Source organism: Mycobacterium asiaticum, from assembly GCF_001673635.1.
Classification (GTDB): Bacteria; Actinomycetota; Actinomycetes; order Mycobacteriales; family Mycobacteriaceae; genus Mycobacterium; species Mycobacterium asiaticum_C.
In genome coordinates this window covers 36,516-57,384 of record NZ_LZMH01000052.1, presented here as the reverse complement: position 1 = coordinate 57,384, position 20,869 = coordinate 36,516, and the positions used below count along the sequence as shown (strand labels likewise).

Below are 20,869 nucleotides of genomic sequence, written 5' to 3'. Positions count from 1 at the left end.
TATGCGTGCGAGGGACTTGCAGGAACGTAGAGAGGGAGGCGCTCACCAATGCCGAGCAGACGCAAAGGCGCCTCACGACCCGGCGTGTCGGGGACTTTTGCGTCTGCTCGCGCAACTAATGGCGCCGCTGGCGGGCGATCTCGGCCAGCACCACGCCCGCGGCCACCGCGGCGTTCAGCGACTCGGTCCTCCCGGCCATCGGGATGGACACCACGTGGTCACAGTTCTCGCGCACCAGCCGCGACAAGCCCTTGCCCTCCGAGCCGACCACCATCACCAGCGGGTCGGTGCCGTCGAGATCGTCCAGCGCGGTGTCGCCGCCGGCGTCCAATCCGATCACCTGAAGCCCGCGGTCAGCCCAATCCTTCAGTGTCCGAGTCAAATTCGTGGCCCGCGCCACCGGGATCCGGGCCGCGGCCCCGGCGCTGGTACGCCATGCCACGGCGGTCACCGAGGCGGAGCGGCGCTGCGGGATCACCACACCGTGGCCACCGAACGCCGCCACCGATCGCACGATCGCCCCCAGGTTGCGCGGGTCGGAGATGTTGTCCAGCGCAACCAGCAGCGCCGGTGGCGATTCGATGGCGGTGGCAACCAAATCGTCGGGGTGCGCGTAGTTGTACGGGGGAACCTGTAGCGCGATCCCCTGATGCAGGTGATTGGCCGTCATCCGGTCCAGATCGCTGCGCGGCACCTCGAGGATGGCGATACCCGAATCAGCGGCGCGCGCAACGGATTCGGTGAGCCGCTCGTCGGCCTCGACACCGAGCGCAACATACAAAGCGGTGGCCGGGACACCGGCGCGCAGGCACTCCAGCACAGGGTTGCGCCCGAGTACGGTCTCGGCTTCCTCGACCCGCTTGGTCGGCCGGCGCGGCTGCTGTGCACCGGCCCGCTTGGCAGCCGGATGATTGGGACGCAGGTGCGCTGGCGGAGTGGGACCGCGCCCTTCCAGGCCGCGCCGGCGTTGGCCGCCCGAGCCGACCTTGGCCCCCTTCTTGGTGCCTGCTTTGCGTATCGCCCCCCGGCGCTGAGAGTTTCCGGCCATCTACTTGCCGTCGCCGCCCAAAGTCCACTGCGGGCCGTCGGCAGTGTCGGTGACTTCGATGCCGGCCTGCTTCAACCGGTCCCGGATCTCGTCGGCCAGCGCCCAGTTGCGCTGCTCACGAGCCTTCTCCCGGTTCTGAATCTCCGCTTGCACCAACACATCCACGGCCGCCAGCGCGGCCGATGTCTCGTCGCGGGTCTCCCACCGCTCGTCCAGCGGGTCGCAGCCCAGGATCCCCATCATGGCGCGGATGGAGCCGGCACTTTGTAGCGCGGCCTCGTGGTCGCCGGCGTCGAGGGCCCGGTTGCCGTCGGCCCGGGCCTGGTGGATCTCGGCCAGCGCGACGGGCACCGACAGGTCGTCGTCGAGCGCCTCGGCGAAGCGCGGTGTCCACTCCCCGGGGTACACGGCACCCACCCGGCGGCGCACCCGATGCAGGAACTCTTCGACACCGACATAAGCCTTGACCGCGTCCTGCAACGCGGCCTCGGAGAACTCCAGCATCGACCGGTAGTGCGCGCTCCCGAGGTAGTACCGGAGTTCGGCGGGCCGGACCCGTTGCAGCATCGCCGGGATGGACACGACGTTGCCCAGCGACTTGCTCATCTTCTCGCCGCCCATCGTCACCCAGCCGTTGTGCAGCCATAACTGGGCGAACCCGTCGCCGGCAGCGCGACTCTGCGCAATCTCGTTCTCGTGGTGCGGGAAAATCAGATCCATTCCGCCGCAGTGGATGTCGAACTCGGGCCCCAGGTAGGTGCGGGCCATGGCCGAGCATTCGATGTGCCAGCCCGGCCGCCCGCGGCCCCACGGCGACGGCCAGGACGGTTCACCGGGCTTCTCGCCCTTCCACAGCGTGAAGTCGCGCTGGTCCCGCTTGCCGGTCGCCACGCCCTCGCCCTGGTGGACGTCGTCGATCCGATGCCCGGACAGCTGGCCGTAGTCCGGATAGCTGAGCACATCGAAGTAGACGTCGCCCGCGGCGGCATAGGCGTGCCCTTTTTCGATCAGCCGTTCCATTAAGTCGATCATCTGGGTGATGTGGCCGGTGGCGCGGGGCTCAGCGGACGGCGGCAGCACGTCCAGTGCGTCGTAGGCGGCCGTAAAGGCGCGTTCGTGGGTCGCGGCCCATTCCCACCACGGTCGGCCGGCCGCAGCCGCCTTGGCCAGGATCTTGTCTTCGATGTCGGTGACGTTGCGGATGAACGCCACGTCGTGGCCGCGGGCGATCAACCAGCGGCGGAGGATGTCGAAGGCCACGCCGCTGCGGACATGGCCGATGTGCGGCAGCCCCTGCGGGGTGGCACCGCACTGATAGATGGAAACGTGCCCGGCGCGCAGCGGCACGAAGTCACGGACGACACCCGTCGCCGTGTCATGTAGCCGCAGGCGGGCACGATCGGTCACGACGTGCCAGCTTACTGCCTCGGTCAGTCGGCACTGTCCCTCGCGGGTGCTATCGCAGCGAAACCACCAGCGCCGTGGCGATGGCGGCCAGGCCCTCCCCCCGACCGGTCAGGCCCAGGCCGTCGGTGGTGGTTGCCGCCACCGAGACCGGCGCGTTGAGCAATCGGGAAAGTACCGCCTGCGCCTCGTAGCGCCGCCAGCCGATCTTCGGCCTATTGCCGATGACCTGTACCGCGGCGTTTCCCACGCGGAAGCCCTGTTCAGTGAGGAGCCCGACAACGTGTCGCAGCATGTCGGCCCCGCTGACGGCCTCCCAGCGCGGATCGTCGACGCCGAAAACGCCGCCGATGTCACCGAGCCCGGCCGCGGACAACACGGCGTCACACAGCGCGTGGACGGCAACGTCGCCGTCGGAATGCCCGGCACAGCCGTCGGCGCTGGGGAACAGCAGACCCACCAACCAGCACGGCCGGCCGGGTTCGATCGGATGCACATCGACACCCATGCCGACGCGGGGCAGCTCCATCACTGGCGAACTATAGCTTTGGCCAGCACCAGGTCCAGTTGAGTCGTGATCTTGAACGCCAAGGGATCACCGTCGACCACCTGAACCTGGCCACCGATCTGCTCCACCAGCGACGCGTCGTCGGTGAACTCGGCGGTCCCGGCGCGTCGGTACGCGCGCAGCAGCATGTCGGTGGCAAAGCCCTGCGGGGTCTGCACCGCCCGCAGGCCCGCCCGCTCCGGGGTGCCCAGCACCACCCCGTTGGCGTCGACGGCCTTGACGGTGTCCGACACCGCGACACCAGGCACGACGGCTTTGTGACCGGCCCGCAACGCCTCGACCACCCGCACGATCAGGGCCGGAGGTGTCAGCGCGCGGGCGGCGTCGTGGACCAGCACGAACTCGGGCGCACCCGCCGCCGACTCGGTGACCGCGGCCAGCGCCTTGCTCACCGATTCCGAACGGCTGCCACCGCCGGCCACGATGGTGGCGATGTGACCCAGGATCAGCTTGGCTTCGTCGGTGCGATCCGGCGGTACGGCGACAACGACGGTGTCGACCACACCGGACTCACGCAGACCCGTCACGGCCCGCTCGACCAGCGAGTGCCCTTCGAGTTGATAGAACGCCTTGGGAACGCCGGCAGCCAATCGCCGACCCGAGCCTGCGGCCGGGACCACCGCGACTACATTGCCGCTACCCGCGCCCACCTAAGCGTCTCGGGCTATTCAGGAGGCGGCGGCCAGCACCTCGTCCAGGATGGTCGACGCCTTGGCGTCGTCCGTGCTCTCCGCCAGCGCCAGCTCACCGACCAGGATCTGACGTGCCTTGGCCAGCATGCGCTTCTCGCCCGCGGACAGACCGCGCTCCTGGTCCCGACGCCACAGGTCGCGCACGACCTCGGCAACCTTGTTCACGTCACCCGAGGCGAGCTTCTCCAAGTTGGCCTTGTACCGACGCGACCAGTTGGTGGGCTCTTCGGTGTGCGGAGCGCGCAAAACCTGGAAAACCTTGTCGAGGCCTTCCTGGCCGACGACATCGCGGACGCCGACGTACTCGGCGTTGTCAGCGGGCACTCGAACGGTCAGGTCACCCTGCGCAACTTTCAAGACGAGATACTCTTTTTGCTCCCCTTTGATGGTTCGAGTCTCAATCGCCTCGACTAACGCAGCACCGTGATGTGGGTAGACAACGGTGTCACCGACCTTGAAGATCATCTGATTCGAGCCCCTTTCGTTAATTCAGTCTAACACGCGGGCCCGACGCGTGCGGATCAACGGTGCAGGTCAGAGGCACATGACGCCCAGAATGGGGGTTGACAGGCGAGCCCAGACATGCAGGGGGTGATGGCTTCTCGTGCGTTCAGACCCTTGGGCACGAGCCCGAAAGCGCCCCTAAGAATAGCCCTCCGGCAACCCCGGATTTCACCCGGGATCACGTTACGACGACCCTCGCATCACATCGGTTCGACATCGGGTAGCCCACCGCTACCGTCCGTGGCACCGTGCTACTACTCTGCATAGTTGAATCCGATGGGCCCGAGCAGGAGGCATTGAGTGAACCGCTTGAACATCCGCCTGCCATTCCGCCTGGCCAGCAGCACCGCCTGGCTGGCCGCCGCCGTCGTGGCTGTGCTGGCGCTCAGTGGTTGCGGAACCGGCCAGATCTCCCAGACCGCGGCGCAAGAGCCCGCGGTCAATGGCAACCGGGTCACCATCAAGAACGTCATGCTGCGCGACATCCGGATCCAGGCTAAGCAGACCGGTGACTTCATCGAGCCCGGCCGCACGGTCGAGCTGGTCCTGGTAGCGGTGAACAACAACCCCGACACCGGCGACCGTCTGACCGGCATCACCAGCGACATCGGCAACGTGACGGTGTCCGGGGACGCAAAGCTGCCGGCCGGCGGGATGCTGTTCATCGGAACCCCCGACGGCCAGGCCGTCGCCCCGGGCCCGGCCCCGTCCACCGGCGCCGCCAAGGCGACCATCAACCTGACCAAACCGATCACCAACGGCCTGACCTACAACTTCACTTTCAAGTTCGAAAAGGCCGGCGAGGCCACGGTGGATGTGCCGATCTCGGCGGGGGTTGCGCAGCCCCACGAGCACTCCAACCACGCCTGACCTCACCTGACGGCGTTTCCTTCCGGGGAACTGTCGGTACCTGTCGATACGGTCACGGTTGTGGCTAACGCGCGATCTCAGTATCGGTGCTCGGAGTGCCGGCATCTCAGCGCCAAGTGGGTGGGGCGCTGCCTCGAGTGCGGCGCCTGGGGCACCGTCGAAGAGGTGGCCGTGCTTGCCGCTGTCGGGAACGGCAGACGCTCGGCGGCTACCGGGTCGCCGGCGGTGCCGATCAGCGCCGTGGAGCCGAATAAGAGCCGGCATCGGCGCAGTGGTGTCGACGAGCTGGACCGGGTCCTGGGCGGCGGTGTGGTTCCCGGCTCGGTGACGCTGCTCGCGGGCGAACCGGGGGTCGGCAAATCGACCCTGCTGCTGGAAGTCGCGCACCGCTGGGCGCAGCAGGGCCAACGTGCTCTGTACATCTCCGGCGAGGAATCCGCCGGGCAAATCCGGCTTCGGGCCGACCGGATCGGCTGCGCCGGTGACGATGTCTACCTGGCCGCCGAATCCGACCTGCACACCGTGTTGCACCACATCGAGACGGTGCGGCCGGCGCTGGTCATCGTCGACTCGGTGCAGACCATGTCCACCAGCGAGGCCGACGGCGTCGCGGGTGGGGTCACCCAGGTGCGGGCGGTGACGGCCGCGTTGACCGCCGCAGCCAAGGCGAACGGCGTCGCGATGATTCTGGTCGGGCACGTCACCAAGGACGGTGCCATCGCCGGGCCCCGTTCACTCGAGCACCTCGTCGACGTGGTGCTGCACTTCGAGGGCGACCGCAACGGCGCGTTACGGATGGTCCGCGGAATCAAGAACCGCTTCGGCGCCGCGGATGAGGTCGGGTGTTTCCTGTTGCACGACAACGGAATCGAAGGTGTCGCCGACCCGTCCAACCTGTTCCTGGACCAGCGGCCGGCGCCGGTTCCGGGCACCGCGATCACGGTCACCCTGGACGGGAAAAGGCCGCTGATCGGCGAAGTGCAGGCATTGCTGGCCACTCCCAACGGCGGCTCGCCGCGACGCGCGGTCAGCGGCATCGACCACGCGAGGGCCGCGATGATCACCGCGGTGCTGGAAAAGCATGCCCGGTTGGGGCTGGGCGCCAACGACATCTACCTGTCGACCGTGGGCGGCATGCGCCTGACCGATCCGTCGTCGGATCTCGCGGTCGCGGTCGCCCTGGCCTCAGCGGACACCAACCTGCCGCTGCCGACCACCGCAGTGATGATCGGCGAGGTGGGGCTGGCGGGCGACTTGCGGCCGGTGCACGGCATGGAGCGCCGGCTGGCCGAAGCGGCCCGGCAGGGCTTCACTATCGCCCTGGTGCCACCGGGCTGCAAGTCGATTCCGGCCGGTTTGCGGGCCCTGTGTGCGTCCACCATCGTCGAGGCGCTGCACCACATGGTCAACATCGCCGACCATCACGCCCGGGCACCGGCGACTCTGCATGCCGTGAATAACTCGCAGTAGGGTCCCCACCGGACCACCCGTCATAGCAGAATGCTGGCTGTGACTCGTCCGACCCTGCGTGAGGCTGTCGCCCGCCTGGCTCCCGGTACCGGGCTGCGCGACGGACTGGAGCGCATCCTGCGCGGGCGCACCGGCGCCCTGATCGTGCTCGGTCACGACGAGAACGTCGAGACCATCTGTGACGGCGGTTTCTCCCTCGACGTCCGCTACGCACCGACCAGGCTGCGCGAGCTGTGCAAGATGGACGGCGCGGTGGTGCTGTCCACCGACGGCAGCCGCATCGTGCGAGCCAATGTCCAGCTCGTTCCGGACCCGTCCATCCCCACCGACGAATCGGGCACCCGGCACCGCTCCGCGGAGCGGGCCGCGATCCAGACGGGTTACCCGGTGATCTCGGTCAGCCATTCGATGAACATCGTGACCGTCTACGTGTGCGGCGAGCGCCATGTCCTGACCGACTCCGCGACCATCCTGTCGAGGGCCAACCAGGCGATCGCCACCTTGGAGCGCTACAAGACCCGGCTGGACGAGGTCAGCCGCCAGCTGTCCCGGGCCGAGATCGAAGACTTCGTCACGCTGCGCGACGTGCTGACGGTGGTGCAGCGGCTAGAACTGGTCCGCCGCATCGGCTTGGCGATCGACTACGACGCGGTGGAGCTGGGCACCGACGGGCGCCAGCTGCGCCTGCAGCTGGAAGAGCTGCTGGGCGGCAACGACACCGCCCGGGAATTGATCGTGCGGGACTATCACGCCAATCCCGAGCCGCCGTCCCAACACCAGATCGCGGCGACGCTGGACGAATTGGACGCGCTGTCGGACACCGAGTTGCTGGACTTCACCTCGTTGGCCAAGGTCCTTGGTTATCCGACTACTGCCGAGGCGCAGGATTCGGCGCTCAGCCCGCGCGGCTACCGCGCGATGGCCGGCATCCCCCGCTTGCAGTTCGCCCATGTCGACCTGCTGGTGCGGGCGTTCGGAACGCTGCAGGGTCTGTTGGCGGCCAGCGCCAACGATTTGCAATCGGTCGATGGTATCGGCGCCATGTGGGCGCGCCACGTCCGCGAGGGTCTGTCCCAGCTGGCCGAATCGACCATCACCGACCAGTAGTTAGCCGCCCTGAACGGGGGGCGCCTCCGGCGGCGGCGCTTGCGCGGGCCCAGGTGCGGGCACCGGGCCAGGCGGCTGCGGCGGCTGGTTCAACACAAAGGGAACCGACAGGGACCGCAGGTTGCCCAGTTGCACGACAAGGTTGTAGGTGCCCGGCCCGATCGCCGGCCGCGGCAGCGGGCATTTGGGTGCCGAGCCCATCCCGGTCCAGGTCACCGCGGTGGTCACCTGCTCGCCCGGGGTGAACGTCTTCACGAGGGTTTCGTTGGACGGCGCGCAGTCCAGGTTGGACCACAGCCGCTTGTTGTCCAGCGAGTACACGTAGGCCGCCAGCACCGCGGCGCCGACGTCGCGCTTGCACGAGACCAGTCCGATGTTGGTGACGACCATGGTGAATTTCGGCTGGTCACCGATGTAGTACTGCGGTGAGTTGGTCAGGCCCTTGACCGCCAGGGTCGAATCCGGGCAGTCGTCGCCATCCTTGAGCACGGGCGGCGGTTGCACGGCGGCGGTCGGGGTAGGCGACTCGGGGTTCACGATGCCGGGCGGCGACCCGGGCGCGGGCGCTTCGGTCTGCCCCGCCGGCTGCGGCGCCGGCGGCGCTTGCGGGGCGTTCGAGCCCTGATGGCCCTGCGCAGAGGCGGGCTTCTCGGCGGGCTTGGCCCCGGCGTTACTGCTGACGAAGGCGATGACGGTGGCGACGGCGATCCCGATCACGACGACCGCGATGCCCAGGGCAAGCCCCCTGCGCCGCCAATAAATCTCAGTAGGTAGCGGGCCCCGCGGTTCTAGATCCAGCACATTTACACGGTAGGGCCAGGTCACGCCGTTTCGACTGACCCCGCTCGGCGTGTCGCGGGGTTTGCTGAGCCGCGGGGATGCCTATTCGCCGATGTCACCGATGTGATCGACCAACTCGGCCTTGCCGTCCGCGAGCTTGTAGGTGACGCCGGCGAGGCCCAGGGTGCCCTCGTTGACGCGCTCGGAGATCGCCGTGGAGCGGGATACCAATTGCGCCAGTGTCTCGCTCACATGCCGCGCCTCGAACTCGTCCACCCGGGTCAGGCCGTCGCGGCGGCCCGCCAGCACCGACGGGACCACGCGTTCCACCACGTCGCGCACGAAACCGCCCGGAATCTCACCGTCGTCGATCGCACTGATGGTGGCCTTGACGGCACCGCAGCTGTTGTGGCCGAGAACGACGATCAACGGGACATTGAGCACGCTGACCGCGTACTCGATGGAGCCCAGCACCGCCGAATCGATCGCCTGCCCGGCGGTACGGACCACAAACACGTCCCCGAGACCTTGGTCGAAGATGAGCTCGGCAGCCACCCGGCTGTCCGAGCAGCCGAAGATAACCGCGGTCGGCTTCTGCCCGTTGGCCAGGCTGGCGCGGTGCTCCACGCTCTGGCTCGGGTGCGCCGGCTGGCCGGCCACGAATCGCTCGTTACCCTCTTTGAGTGCTTTCCACGCCGATACCGGGTTGCTGTTGGGCATGCCCGACATTCTGCCGCACCGGCCGGTGACTGGCACGGAGCACATACCGGTCACAGATCTTTTGGACTGGTATCGCCGATCGCGGCGCGAGCTGCCCTGGCGGGAGCCCGGAGTCAGCGCGTGGCAGATCCTGGTCAGCGAGTTCATGCTGCAGCAGACTCCAGTGGCCCGGGTGCTGCCGATCTGGACCGACTGGGTGCGCCGCTGGCCCACCCCGTCCGCCACGGCCGCGGCCAGCGCTGCCGACGTGTTGCGAGCGTGGGGCAAACTCGGCTATCCGCGGCGAGCCAAACGCCTGCACGAATGCGCCATCGTGATCGCGCGTGAGCACAACGACGTGGTGCCCGACGACGTGGAAGTTCTGCTGACGCTGCCAGGTATCGGGAGCTACACCGCACGGGCGATCGCCTGCTTCGCGTACCGGCAGCGGGTGCCCGTGGTGGACACCAACGTGCGCCGGGTGGTGGCCCGCGCGGTGCACGGCCGCGCCGACGCAGGCAACCCGTCGGCCACCCGGGACCACGCCGATGTCGAAGCCCTGCTGCCCGCCGACGGGTCGGCACCGGAATTCTCGGTGGCATTGATGGAGCTCGGTGCGACGGTGTGCACCGCCCGGTCGCCGCGCTGCGGCCTGTGCCCGCTAGAAGGTTGCTCGTGGCGACGCGCCGGATATCCGCCGGCGACCGGGCCGGCGCGGCGTGCGCAGAGCTACGCCGGAACCGATCGCCAGGTCCGCGGCCGACTGCTGGATGTGTTGCGCGACAACCCCGCTCCGGTCACTCGCGCGCAACTGGACGTCGCGTGGCTGACCGACACCGCCCAGCGCGACCGGGCGCTGTTCTCGCTGCTCGACGATGGCTTGGTAACCCAGACCGCAGACGGCCGGTTCGCGCTGGCCGGCGAAGGGTAGCCCGATCAGGCTCCGGTTGCCGCCAGGAAGGCCTCCACCGCCTGACGGTACAACTCCGGGGCGTCGTCGTGAACCAGGTGACCGGCTCCCGGGGCATTCAAATAGTCTGTAACGCAGCTATTTTCGGCCATACGACGCATTTGCCCCACTGGGGTGACCGAGTTTCCAGCCTCGATGAGCAGCGTCGGCGCACGCACCGCCTGCCACTGCGCCCAGTAATCGCGGGTGCCCCACTCAGCCGCGATCTCGATCCATCGAGCGGGGTGGCCGTGCAACCGCCAGCCGGTTTCGGTGCGGTCGAAAGCCTCCAGGAAGTACTGACCGGCAACCGGCCCGAATTCCGCGAATACCTGCTCGGGGGAATGGAATTCGACCGGCAAGGCGTGCAACCACGGTTCCCAGGGCCCGGTGGTCCGCCCCACGAAGTCCGGAGCCATGTCCTCCACCACCAGCGCGCTCACCAGGTCCGGGTGCTCGGCGGCCAGACACCAGGAATGCAGGCCGCCCATTGAATGCCCGATCAGCGTGACCGGCACCCCCAGGGCGCCGGCCGCATCGGCGAGGTCGGCGACGAAACGCTCGGTGCTGATCGGGTAGGGATCGTCGACATCGCGCCCGCGGTGCCAAGGCGCGTCGTAGGTGTAGACCGCGCCGATCCTGGTCAGCCACGGCAACTGGCGCGGCCAGGTGGTGCCGCGGCCCATCAGTCCGTGCACCAGAACCAGCGGCCTGCCGCGTCCACCGCGATGGGTCAGCAGATCCGGGGGCATGCCGGGCACGGTAACCTAGCTCCATGCCAGTGGTGAAAATCAACGCAATCGAGGTGCCGCCCGACGCTGGCCCTGAGCTGGAAAAGCGGTTCGCGCATCGCGCACACGCCGTCGAGAACTCGCCCGGGTTCCTCGGCTTTCAGCTCCTGCGCCCGGTCAAGGGCGAGGACCGGTACTTCGTGGTGACGCACTGGGAGTCCGACGAGGCTTTCCAGGCTTGGGCGAGCGGGCCCGCCATTCAGGCGCACGCTGGTCAGCGTGCCAACCCGGTGGCCACCGGAGCTTCGCTCCTGGAATTCGAGGTCGTGCTCGACGTTGCTGGGAACACTTCGGCGCAGTAGCCGGCGTGCGGCGCGGCGCCGTGTGGTGGCCCTGAGCGCCGCCGCCGCGCTGGTCGTCACGCTTACTCCGAGTTGCTCGTCCTCGCCAACCCCATCGGCCAATGCGGCCAATGCCGGGCACCGGATCGACACCACCACACCGCCGGGTCTGCGGGCTCAGCAGACCATGGACATGCTGAACTCCGATTGGCCGATCGGGCCGGTGGGTGTGCGCACCCTGGCCGCGGCGGATCAGGTGGACTCGGTCGAAGCCACCATGGAGACGCTTTGGTGGGATCGCCCGTTCAGGTTGAGCGGGATCTACGTCGGCGCCAACGTCGCCACGTTGCAGCTCGTCTCCTCCTACGGCGCGCGCCAGGACATTCGCATCCACACCAACGACCTGGGTGAGGTGGACCGGTTCGAACTGGAGACCCAACCGCCGCCGCCGATCAATTCGTGGCATGACATCGAGACGGTGCTGAACACGACCGGTGCCCGCTACTCGTATCAGGTCGCGAAGGTCGACAACGGCAACTGTGATCCGGTAGCCGGTGCCAATGCCGGCGAATCTCTGCCGCTGGCTTCGATTTTCAAGCTCTACGTGTTGCACGCTCTGGCCGGAGCCATTCAGCGCGGGACGGTGTCCTGGGATGACCAGTTGACGGTCACCGAGAAAAGCAAGGCGGTCGGTTCGTCGGGCCTGGAACTTGCTCCCGGCGAACAGGTTTCGGTTCGTACCGCGGCCGAAAAGATGATAGCCACCAGCGACAACATGGCCACCGATCTGCTGATCGGCAAGCTGGGAACCCGGGCCATCGAAGAAGCTCTGGCAACCGCAGGTCATCACGACCCGGCCAGCATGACGCCGTTTCCGACCATGTATGAACTGTTTTCGGTCGGCTGGGGTCAGCCCGATCTGCGGGAGCGCTGGAAGCACGCCACGCAACAAGAGCGGGCGGCACTGCTGGAGCAGGCGAATTCCACTCCTTATCAACCGGACCCGACGCGGGCCCACACGCCCGCGTCCAATTACGGCGCCGAATGGTATGGCAACGCGCAGGATATCTGCCGAGTGCATGTGGCGCTGCAGGCCGACGCCGTCGGCCGGGCCGCGCCGGTCCGCCAGATACTGTCGGCCGTGTCCGGGATTCAGCTGGATCGTCAGGTGTGGCCGTATATCGGCGCTAAAGCCGGTGGCTTACCAGGGGATTTGACGTTCAGCTGGTACGCGGTCGACAAGACCGGACAGCCGTATGTGGTCAGCTTCCAGCTGAACTGGCCGCGTGATCACGGGCCGACGGTCACCAGCTGGATGTTGAAGGTCGCCCAGCAGGCCTTTGCGATGGTGGCGCCCCGCTAGGGCTGCGTCAGTTCGTCGAAACGCGCGAGCGCGCGATCGACGTCCGCTTCGTCGAAGACTTCACACCGGCTGATCTTGTTGTCGGCGAACGTGAGTAGTGCTACTTCCCGCCACTCGGCGTCCAGCCCGTCGCGCGATGTCGCATGAACAAAGTGGGTGACCACCGCTCCCGCGGCGCGCAATCGATGCACCGCCTCGACGCGGATTGTCGCCCGCGGCACGAGGTCCCAGACGGCACGAAGTGATCGGCCCAGGGCACCCTTTCCGACCGCAACCAGCGATCGATGGTCGATATCCACCCAGTCAGCCGTCGTCTCGGGGAGTTCGTGCCGATTGAGCGCGGCGTACCCGCTCATGACGAGCGACCAAGTGTGCGCGTACTGGGCCGCTTCACCGGCGAGGTAGCGAGCGTCGAGTTCTTCGGTAGCGCGGTCGATGTCATCGGCATCGAACAGGACGCGTGCCACAAGCCGGCCGGCAGCGTCGACGTCGGCGATGCCCAGCATCTCGCTGTGGAACGCCTCTGGTCGCGTGTCTCGTCCCGTCAGGAGGAAATGGCAGAGTGCCAGACGCTGCGCGCGCGTTGCAATGACCGTCACTCTTGCCTTCTTGGTTCCGGTGGCGACTATCGCCTGCAAATCCGCGATCTCGGCGTCTTTACCGTGTCGGATCCCGGCGTTGACGATTCGCCGTCGGTCGTCCGAGCACACGTCCTCCGCCATCATCGCGCTCACCGTCGCCCAGTCCTCTGCTCCCATGCGATCCCAATAGCGCTCGGTCGACGAGCTCGCCATATTCCGTAGCCTGCTCGTCTGCCGCTCCAGTTCGTCGAACCGCGCAATCGCGAGGTTGACCTCCGCCTCATCGAACAGTTCACAGCGGCCCACGCGGTCACCCTCGACGCCGAGCAGATTGGTACCGCGAAACTCGACGTCGACGCCGTCGTGAGAAATTCCGTATCCGACCCAGGTGATGACCGCTCCGAGATCACTCAGCCGATGCACGGTCTCGACGTAGAAGGCGCCGTCGGACAACAGGTTCCATGCGGCACGGATGTACGCCGTCAGGTCGCCGGCCGCAAACGCTATCCCTCTCCGGTGGTCGATATTGACCCAGTCGGGGGTCGTCGGAAACAGCTCGCTTCGGCTGAGCGTCGCGCACGCTTCTGCGATGGTCGACCAGGTGCGTGCGTGGGGCGCCGCTTCGCCGGCAAGATACCGAGCGTCGAGTTCCGCCCGCGCAGCATCGATGTCGTTGCCGTCGAACCAGACGCGCGCGCTGATGCGCGCGTCCGTGTTGATCTCGACGACGCACAGAGCTGCGGTGTGGAATTCCTCGACCTGGCCGGTCCAACGCCATTGGGCACGACTAAGGACCAGGCGCTCACCGCGAGTCGCAAGCGGCGATGGCTTCGTGAATGTGATCCCGAGTTCTGCACTGGCCCGGAGGTTTTCGATAGTGACATCACGCCCCTGCCGTATCCCCGCGTTCACAATGGGACGCCGGTCGTCGCTGTAGTAGTCGTCAGCCAGGACCTCGCCAAATCCAGTCCAGTCACGCGCCGCGAAGCACGCATAGCCCCGCTCATCGGCCCGGCTTGCAGCATTCTCCAATCGCCGCGTCTGCCGCTCCAGTTCCTTGAACCGAGACAGCGCCAACTGCCTGTCTGACTCGTCGAACATCTCGAACCGGCTGACCAGTTCGCCCTCGACGGTGATGATGTCGACTCCGCGCCACTCGGCGTCGAAGCCTTCTCCGGACGTTCCGTCGGCTACCCAGGTGACGACAGCTCCAAGGTCACTGAGTCGATCCACCGCCTCGAAATAGACCCTTCGGTTCGGGGTGAGTTCCCACGAGGCCTGGATGTAGGCGATCACGTCACCCGGCGGGAAGGCCGTACCCCGTCGATGATCGATGTTCACCCAGTCCGGTGTGGTTCCGACGAGCTCGTGTCGGTTGACACCCGCCAGCGCACGCAAGATACCTGTCCACGCCTGCGCGTGCGCCGCTGCCTCACCAGCCAGGTAGCGCTCGTCCAGCTCGGCAAATGCTGCGTCCAGGTCGTCGATATCGAAGGCGATGTGCGCCGTCATCCGGTCATCGCAATCGATTTCGACCAGCACGAGTGCCTCGGCGTCGTAGCGCTCCGGCGGCGCGTCCCCGCCCGAGAATCGAGTTTTGTTCAGCACCAGACGATCTCCGCGAACCGCCAGAACCTTCGATGCGATGCTGGTCGCTCCCAGCCCCGCGATCGCACGCAGGTCGGCGATGACGGCATCTCGGCCGCACCGGCGGCCGGCACTAACGACGCGACGGCGGTCATCGGTGATTACGTTGTCGGCCAACGCATCCGCGATCGAGTCCCAACCGCGCGCGGTGAATGCAGCCCCGAACCGCGCACAGGCCTGGCTAGCAGCGTTCTGCAGCCGCCGCGGCGGACGTTGCAGTTCCTCGAATCGGGCCAGTGCGGCGTCCAGGTCCGCCTCGTCGAAGACCTCCCCGCGATTGAATTCGCCACCTTCAAGCGTGACAACGCTGATAACTCGCCACTCGGCGCGAAAACCGTCGTGCGATGTCTCCTGCGCCGCGTGGGCGATGACCGCGCCCAAGTCATTCAGCCGATGCACGGTCTCGACATAATTATGCACGTTCGACGCGTGATTCCATGCCGCACTGAGCAAATCAACCATCTCGCCTGGGGCAAAAGATGCTCCCCGGCGGTGGTCGATGTTAACCCAATCTGCAGTCGTGGCGGGCAGCTCGCGCCGGTTGAGCCCTGCGAAAGCCCGCATGATCGGCACCCAGGTGTCGGCGTACGCAGACGCTTCGCCGGCGAGGTAACGCGCGTCGAGTTCGGCGATCGCCGCTTCGAAATCATTCGCTTCGAAGTAAACACACGCGGCGATCTGTTCGTTGGTGTCGAGTTCCAGGATTCCGAGTACTTCTGTCGAAAACGCTGATGATCCGTCGTCGCGGCTGGAGAAGCAGAGGTGTTCGAGGACCAACCGCTCGCCACGCACCGCCAGAGCGCGCGCGGCCACATTTGCAGGCCAGAGATCGGCTACCGCATGCAAATTCGCAATCTGCTCGTCTCGACCGATTCGGACCTCGCTGACCACCGGCCGACGATCGTCGTTACAGTAGTCGGCGGCGAACAGGTCGGCGAGGTTGTCCCACTCACCCGCCGCGAGGTGCGCCAGTAAGCGTTCTCCCATCCGGCTCGCCGTGTTCTCCAATCGCCGCACTTGGGGCTGCAGTTCGGCGAAACGGGTCAGCGCGGTTTCCAAATCCGCCTCATCGAAAACCTCGGAGCGGTTGACCTGATCGCCTTCGACGGTCAACAGATCGACACCGCGCCATTCGGCGTCGAAGCCTTCGCGTGAGCTGCCGAGCGCAGCATGAGTGACGACGGCCCCCACATCAGTCAGCCGATGCACAATCTCGGGGTAGGTGGTGATGCGTTGGTCGAGCTCCCAACCGGCACGCACGTACGCTATTAACTCCCCAGGTGCGTACCGGGCCGTGCGGCGATGATCGATACTTACCAAATCCTCTGGTGCTTCGGGCATTTCGCGACGGTTCAGTGATGCATAACCTTGCGCTATGACTGACCAGGCGTGCGCATGAGGACTGGCCTCACCCGCGAGGTAACGCGCATCCAACTCGGCAACCGCTGCGGCAAAATCATCGATGTCAAACACGACTCGCGCCAAGACCCGCCCGTCGGCATCGACTTCGATGACGTCGAACACATCGGTGTGGAAAGCCTCGGGTTGCCTGTCCCGCCCCCAGGTTTGCGTGCGGCACAGGGCGAGGCGGGCACCCCGGGTCGCGATGACCTCTGCGGTCACGCTTTCGACCCCAATATCGACCAGCGCTGCCAACTCCTCGATTGCGGCCTTCCTGCCCTGGCGGCGGCCGGCATTCACCACCCGCCGACGGTCCTCGGACCAAACGTCCTCCGCCACCACCGCCGCCATGCCTGCCCAGCCGCGAGCCGCGAATAGACCACGCAGCCGCTCACCTGCCCGGCTGGCGGAGTTTTCCAGCGCCAACGCCTGCCTTTGTCGAAGCCGCGCGTTCGCCGCGTCAAGCTCAGTGCGGGCAGAGTCCACGTCGTCCACGTCGTACCAGACGGACCGGGCCAGCCGTCCTTCACCGTCGAGGCTCACCACGTGCAGCATCTCGTCTCGCGGTGCACCAGGGTCGACGTCGGCAGTTCCAACTTCGACGCGGACGAGGGCACATCGCTCACCTCGTACGGCGAGAACCTCGTAGCGGTAATGAGTGCTGCCCATCTCACCAGGAAGACGCCTCAGCTCTTCCGCCCAGGTGCGAGCCGATCGGTCCGCACGCGAGAAACCGACTATCCGACGCCGACTCTCAATTTCGATGTCACTTGCCATCACTTGCTCGACGTCGCCCCACGCCTCGTTGTTCAGCGCGACAATGAGCCGGCTGATGGCCCGTACACACTCGGTGTCCGAATCGACGGCCGGCGCTTTTGGTGGAGCCACCACGAGAGCCGGAACCTCAAGTCCCAGCACCACCCGCGCGCTGTCGGCGAGAGCCACAGCGCCTTTGCGGTCATACAGGCCAGCCGCCCGCTCGGCGGCGGCCCGCGCACCGGCCGCGTCACCGGCGGCGGCGCACACCGTCGCCAGCGTCAGGCAAGCATCACCGTGATCGATAAGAGCATCGGTGCGCCCGGCGAGGGCAACCGCATCCTGGGCGACACGCCGCGCTTGTACATAATCACCAGCGCGCGAGAGCAATTGGGCGCGCAGCGCACGCCATGCGATCGAGGCCTTCAAGGCATGGCCGGCCAGGCGCTCGCTCTCTGCGCATAGTTCGAGAGCATCGACATCACGATTCAGGGCAAGGCAGGCGCGGCCCAGCATCGCCGCCGCCTCGGCGGTGTCGGCATCAAGGCCCATGCGACGGAATCCGTTGTAAGCATGACGCAGATGCGGCTCAGCGGCCGCGGGGTCGTCGGCGATCAGCTCGACGATCCCGGCGAAATGCTCGACTTCCAGCAACGCGTGGCGCAAACCGAGTTCGGTGACGCTGCGCCGAGCCGAATCCATCATTCGGCGGGCCGCGGCAGCACGGCCGCGGAACGCCTCCAGCACCGCCTGGCACCGTGTCGAGGTGGCCTCGACGGCCGGCGAGTCGCTGGTGATCCGCAGCAGTCGCACGACATCGAGGCACCGGCCACCCGCGCGGGGAACGGGATTCGGCCCCCACAGGGCGGCCAGGGGCGCACCGGCCAGCACCGCGTTGACCCAGCGATGGTCGTGGGCACGTCGCGCCGCGGTCAGGGCGTCGTCCAACGCGATTTCGGAATCGGCGAAACGGCCGAGGCGAGCCAGGCAGCCGGCCCGCACCGTGTGTGCCTTGGCTTCCCCTGCGGCATCGCCCAATTCGGCCAGTTGCCGCGCGGCCGACGCCAACGCGGCTTCGGTATCGTCCAATCGTTCGGGGTGGATCAGCATCGACAGCTGTCCATCGAAGCACGTCGCCCACGCCGCCAGCCGGGCCGAATCCTCCGTCACGCCTTGCAATTGCACGATCGCGTCCGCTGCCGAAACCATGTCACCCGCGGCCAGGAGCGCTTCACAGCGGGCCACCAGCAGCTCGGCGGCCTGCTCATCACGATCCGACAGTTCGTCGTCCAGCTCCTCGAGCGCGTGCAGGGCGTGATCGTAGAGGTCGGCGGCGCCCTCGTAGGCGAGGCGGGCCATCGCCTGGTCCCCGGCGCGCCGGCAATACTCGACGGCTTTGACCGCATTGCCGGCCCACGCACATTCGAAGTAGTGATGAGCCAGCTCGGCCAGCAGTTCGTCGCCGGCGTGGGGCAGGGTTTCCAAAGTTGTGGCGATGCGCTGGTGCAGCCGCATCCGCCGCACCGAGGCCAGTTCGGCCAGCAGCGACTGGCGGACCAGGGCGTGATTGAACCGGTAGTGACCACCGGGTTCCTCGATCAGAATGCCGGCCTGGCACGCTTCGTCGAACGCATCGACCAGGTCGCTGCCGACCACCTGCTCGACCAGGTCAACGGCGAACCGGCTGCCGACGACGGCGGCCGCGGCAAGAGCTTTGTTGGTTGCGACGGGCAGCCGCGAAAGTCTGCGGCTGACCGCCTCGCGGACCCCTTGGGGCAGGGTCGTCTGGTCCCACACGCCGCCGCTTTCGTCGACGTGGCGCAGGGCCTCGATCAGAAAGAAGGGGTTGCCACCCGTCACCGACGCCAGCGCGTGGGCCAGTTCCTCGTCGTCGTATCCGGCTTCGGCCACGTATGCGGTGACGTCGTGCTCATCGAGCCCGCTGAGGCCGAGTCGGTGGGCACTGCCGTCTCGGTGTAGGTCGGCGAGCATCGCCGCCAACGGGTGGGCACGGTCCAGATCGGTGCTGCGGTAGGTGCCGATGACCTGAAGGCGGGCGCGCTCGCCGAAGCGCAGCACATGCCGCAGCAACAGCAGCGTCGACTTGGCCGCCCAGTGCAGGTCGTCGAGAACCAGGACCACCGGCGCGCTCCGGGACGCAATTTCCAGCACCGCGACGACGGCGTCGAAGAGTGCGTAGCGTTCGGTGTCGGGATCAAAACGGGGCGGATTGGCGAGATCGGGTACGAGGTCGCCCAGACCGGGCACCAGCGCAAGTAGCGCCTCGACGCCGCGCAACTCCCGCAGGCGCTTGGCACCAAGCGACGGTACGAGCGAACGTAGGGCCTCCGCGAACGGCTGGTAGGGAGCGCCGAGGTCTTCGTCGCAACGCCCGTACAGCACCACCGCTCCCTGGCCGTAAGCCCGCTGCGACCATTCGCCCGCCAAGCGTGTCTTGCCCACGCCCGGCTCGCCGGCAATCAGGACCGCGCACGCTCCGCCGATCGACGCCGTCTGCCATGTCAACAGCAGCTTTTCGAGTTCAGCGCCGCGCCCGACGAACGGGCCAGGACCCAGCAGGACCGCGGGAAGGTCGGGTCGCTGCAATGGCGCATCGCTGGTCGGCGGCCCCGTGATGAGGTCGGCGGCGGCGCCCAGCCGCAGCTCGAAGACGTGCTCGGGACGCGCGAGGTTGCGCAACTGACGCATGCCCAGATCGGCTAGCTCGACATCGTCCGGCAGTGTGTCGATGACCAGCTCGGCGGTCGCACCCGAGCACAAGATCTGACCACCCTCGGCCAGCGACCTCAGCCGGGCGGCACGGTTCACCGCACGACCGAAATAGTCACCGTCGCGCAGCTCGACCTCACCGGTATGCAGGGCGACGCGGACCCGCATGGGTGCGGGCAACGCCCAGGGCTCGTGGCCGATCGCTTCCTGTAGATCGACGGCCGCGGCCGCGGCCGCCGAGGGCCGGTCGAACACCGAGAACGTCGCATCACCTTCGCCGCGGGTCTTGACCAACCGCCCCCCGCGCGAGGTGACAACCTGTGAGACCAGCTCGTCGTGCCGCGCGAGCGCCACCGCCATCGCCTCCGCGTCGGCCTCCCAGGCGGCGGTTGATCCCTCGATGTCGGTCAGCAGGAACGTGACCGCACGGGTGACCGATGAGAGTTGTTGTTCGGCAACATGATCCAACGAGGGGTCCTGGGCGACGATCGCTGCCTCCAGCCGGCGCAGCTCCGGTCCCGGATCCATCCCAAGCTCGTCCGCCAGCAGCGACCGCGCCCGCTGGAAAGCGCCGAGCGCCTCACCCTGCCTGCCGGACCGGTAGAGGGCCAGCATCAGTTGGCCCCAACGCCTTTCGCGTAGCGGCGCATCGGCCACCGCGGCTTCCAGATCGCCGATGACTTCAGCGGCGCGGCCCGTTGCCAGCACCGCATCCGCGCGGTCCTCGACGAGTGCGGCGTGGCCCTCGATCCAGCGGGTCTTCTCGGACAGCCCGCGCCGCCCTTCGGGCAGTTCCGGAATTCCACGCCACAGCCGCAACGCTTCCTCGAAGCGGGCCACCGCCTGGCTGGTGTCGCCGGCCGTTGCGGCCTCGCGTCCCATCTTGGCGGCCGCCCGAAAGCGCGCCGCGTCGACTTCGGCGCCCTGCAACGTCCAGCCCGTGCCCGCGGTCACCACCACTCCATCGCCGAGTGTCCGACGAAGCGACGAGATGTGGGTCTGCAGAGCCTTGGCGGCGGTGCGCGGTGGGTCATCACCCCACAGCAGCTCAATCAGCGTGTCGGCCGATACCACCGACCCGTCGTGCAACCCGAGCAACGTGAGGATGGCGCGCGGCTTGGCGCCCGGGATCGTGACGGGCGCTCCGTGCTGCCAGACCCGCAGAGGTCCCAAAACCCCCAGTTCCACCGATGGAAGCGTACTCACATCGGTCATCTTCGGTAAGACG

Annotated in this window: 15 protein-coding genes; 6 read left to right on the top strand and 9 right to left on the bottom strand. The window is 67.3% G+C overall.

What is annotated here, in order from left to right; all coding sequences use genetic code 11:
- Positions 1–115 precede the first annotated feature (115 nt).
- Genes rlmB through carD form a run of 5 tightly spaced genes read right to left on the bottom strand, consistent with a single transcriptional unit; the run spans position 116 to position 4,177 of the window.
- The gene (gene rlmB, locus A5645_RS15125) at positions 116–1,048 is read right to left on the bottom strand and encodes a 23S rRNA (guanosine(2251)-2'-O)-methyltransferase RlmB (protein WP_065130097.1); all 933 of its coding nucleotides are present in this window, start codon (positions 1,046–1,048) and stop codon (positions 116–118) included.
- Complete coding sequence (gene cysS, locus A5645_RS15120; protein ID WP_065130096.1) at positions 1,049–2,455, bottom strand: cysteine--tRNA ligase; 1,407 nt, start codon at positions 2,453–2,455, stop codon at positions 1,049–1,051.
- A 49-nt stretch (positions 2,456–2,504) separates the two neighbouring features.
- Positions 2,505–2,984 (bottom strand): 2-C-methyl-D-erythritol 2,4-cyclodiphosphate synthase, encoded by a 480-nt coding sequence (ispF, locus tag A5645_RS15115; protein WP_155768026.1) that lies wholly within the window; start codon positions 2,982–2,984, stop codon positions 2,505–2,507.
- Positions 2,981–3,670, bottom strand: coding sequence for a 2-C-methyl-D-erythritol 4-phosphate cytidylyltransferase (ispD, locus tag A5645_RS15110; RefSeq protein WP_065130095.1), 690 nt, complete (start codon positions 3,668–3,670; stop codon positions 2,981–2,983). The genes ispF and ispD overlap by 4 nt, the downstream gene beginning before the upstream one ends.
- An 18-nt stretch (positions 3,671–3,688) precedes the next feature.
- Positions 3,689–4,177 carry an RNA polymerase-binding transcription factor CarD gene (gene carD / locus A5645_RS15105; RefSeq protein WP_036363145.1) on the bottom strand — a complete coding sequence of 163 codons (489 nt, stop codon included), beginning with the start codon at positions 4,175–4,177 and terminating at the stop codon, positions 3,689–3,691.
- A 339-nt stretch (positions 4,178–4,516) separates the two neighbouring features.
- On the opposite strand from carD, the gene A5645_RS15100 reads away from it, so the two are divergent.
- The 3 genes from A5645_RS15100 to disA are packed head-to-tail and all read left to right on the top strand — an operon-like array spanning position 4,517 to position 7,663.
- Positions 4,517–5,086, top strand: coding sequence for a copper chaperone PCu(A)C domain-containing protein (locus A5645_RS15100; protein WP_065130094.1), 570 nt, complete (start codon positions 4,517–4,519; stop codon positions 5,084–5,086).
- 60 nt (positions 5,087–5,146) lie between these two features.
- Positions 5,147–6,556, top strand: coding sequence for a DNA repair protein RadA (gene radA, locus A5645_RS15095; RefSeq protein ID WP_065130093.1), 1,410 nt, complete (start codon positions 5,147–5,149; stop codon positions 6,554–6,556).
- A gap of 30 nt (positions 6,557–6,586) precedes the next feature.
- Entirely contained in the window at positions 6,587–7,663 is a 1,077-nt protein-coding gene (gene disA, locus A5645_RS15090; RefSeq protein WP_155768025.1) for a DNA integrity scanning diadenylate cyclase DisA, read from the top strand.
- Here the strand turns inward: disA and A5645_RS15085 are convergent, their stop codons facing one another.
- Positions 7,664–8,464 carry a hypothetical protein gene (locus A5645_RS15085; RefSeq protein WP_155768024.1) on the bottom strand — a complete coding sequence of 267 codons (801 nt, stop codon included), beginning with the start codon at positions 8,462–8,464 and terminating at the stop codon, positions 7,664–7,666. It abuts the gene before it with no gap.
- An 81-nt stretch (positions 8,465–8,545) separates the two neighbouring features.
- Entirely contained in the window at positions 8,546–9,163 is a 618-nt protein-coding gene (locus tag A5645_RS15080) for a carbonic anhydrase (protein WP_065034581.1), read from the bottom strand.
- Between A5645_RS15080 and A5645_RS15075 the strand changes: the two genes are divergently transcribed.
- Positions 9,162–10,073, top strand: a complete 912-nt coding sequence (locus tag A5645_RS15075) for an HhH-GPD family protein (RefSeq protein ID WP_065130092.1) — start codon at positions 9,162–9,164, stop codon at positions 10,071–10,073. The two genes, A5645_RS15080 and A5645_RS15075, sit on opposite strands and share 2 nt — an antisense overlap.
- 5 nt (positions 10,074–10,078) lie before the next feature.
- Here the strand turns inward: A5645_RS15075 and A5645_RS15070 are convergent, their stop codons facing one another.
- Positions 10,079–10,852, bottom strand: coding sequence for an alpha/beta fold hydrolase (locus A5645_RS15070; protein ID WP_155768023.1), 774 nt, complete (start codon positions 10,850–10,852; stop codon positions 10,079–10,081).
- Between the two features lie 14 nt (positions 10,853–10,866).
- On the opposite strand from A5645_RS15070, the gene mhuD reads away from it, so the two are divergent.
- Both mhuD and A5645_RS15060 read left to right on the top strand, forming a co-directional pair.
- Positions 10,867–11,184 (top strand): mycobilin-forming heme oxygenase MhuD, encoded by a 318-nt coding sequence (gene mhuD, locus A5645_RS15065; protein ID WP_036363124.1) that lies wholly within the window; start codon positions 10,867–10,869, stop codon positions 11,182–11,184.
- Positions 11,162–12,526 (top strand): serine hydrolase, encoded by a 1,365-nt coding sequence (locus A5645_RS15060; RefSeq protein WP_172830538.1) that lies wholly within the window; start codon positions 11,162–11,164, stop codon positions 12,524–12,526. Before mhuD ends, A5645_RS15060 begins: the two co-directional genes overlap by 23 nt.
- Here the strand turns inward: A5645_RS15060 and A5645_RS15055 are convergent.
- Entirely contained in the window at positions 12,523–20,829 is an 8,307-nt protein-coding gene (locus A5645_RS15055) for an ATP-binding protein (RefSeq protein ID WP_065130143.1), read from the bottom strand. The two genes, A5645_RS15060 and A5645_RS15055, sit on opposite strands and share 4 nt — an antisense overlap.
- Positions 20,830–20,869 lie beyond the last annotated feature (40 nt).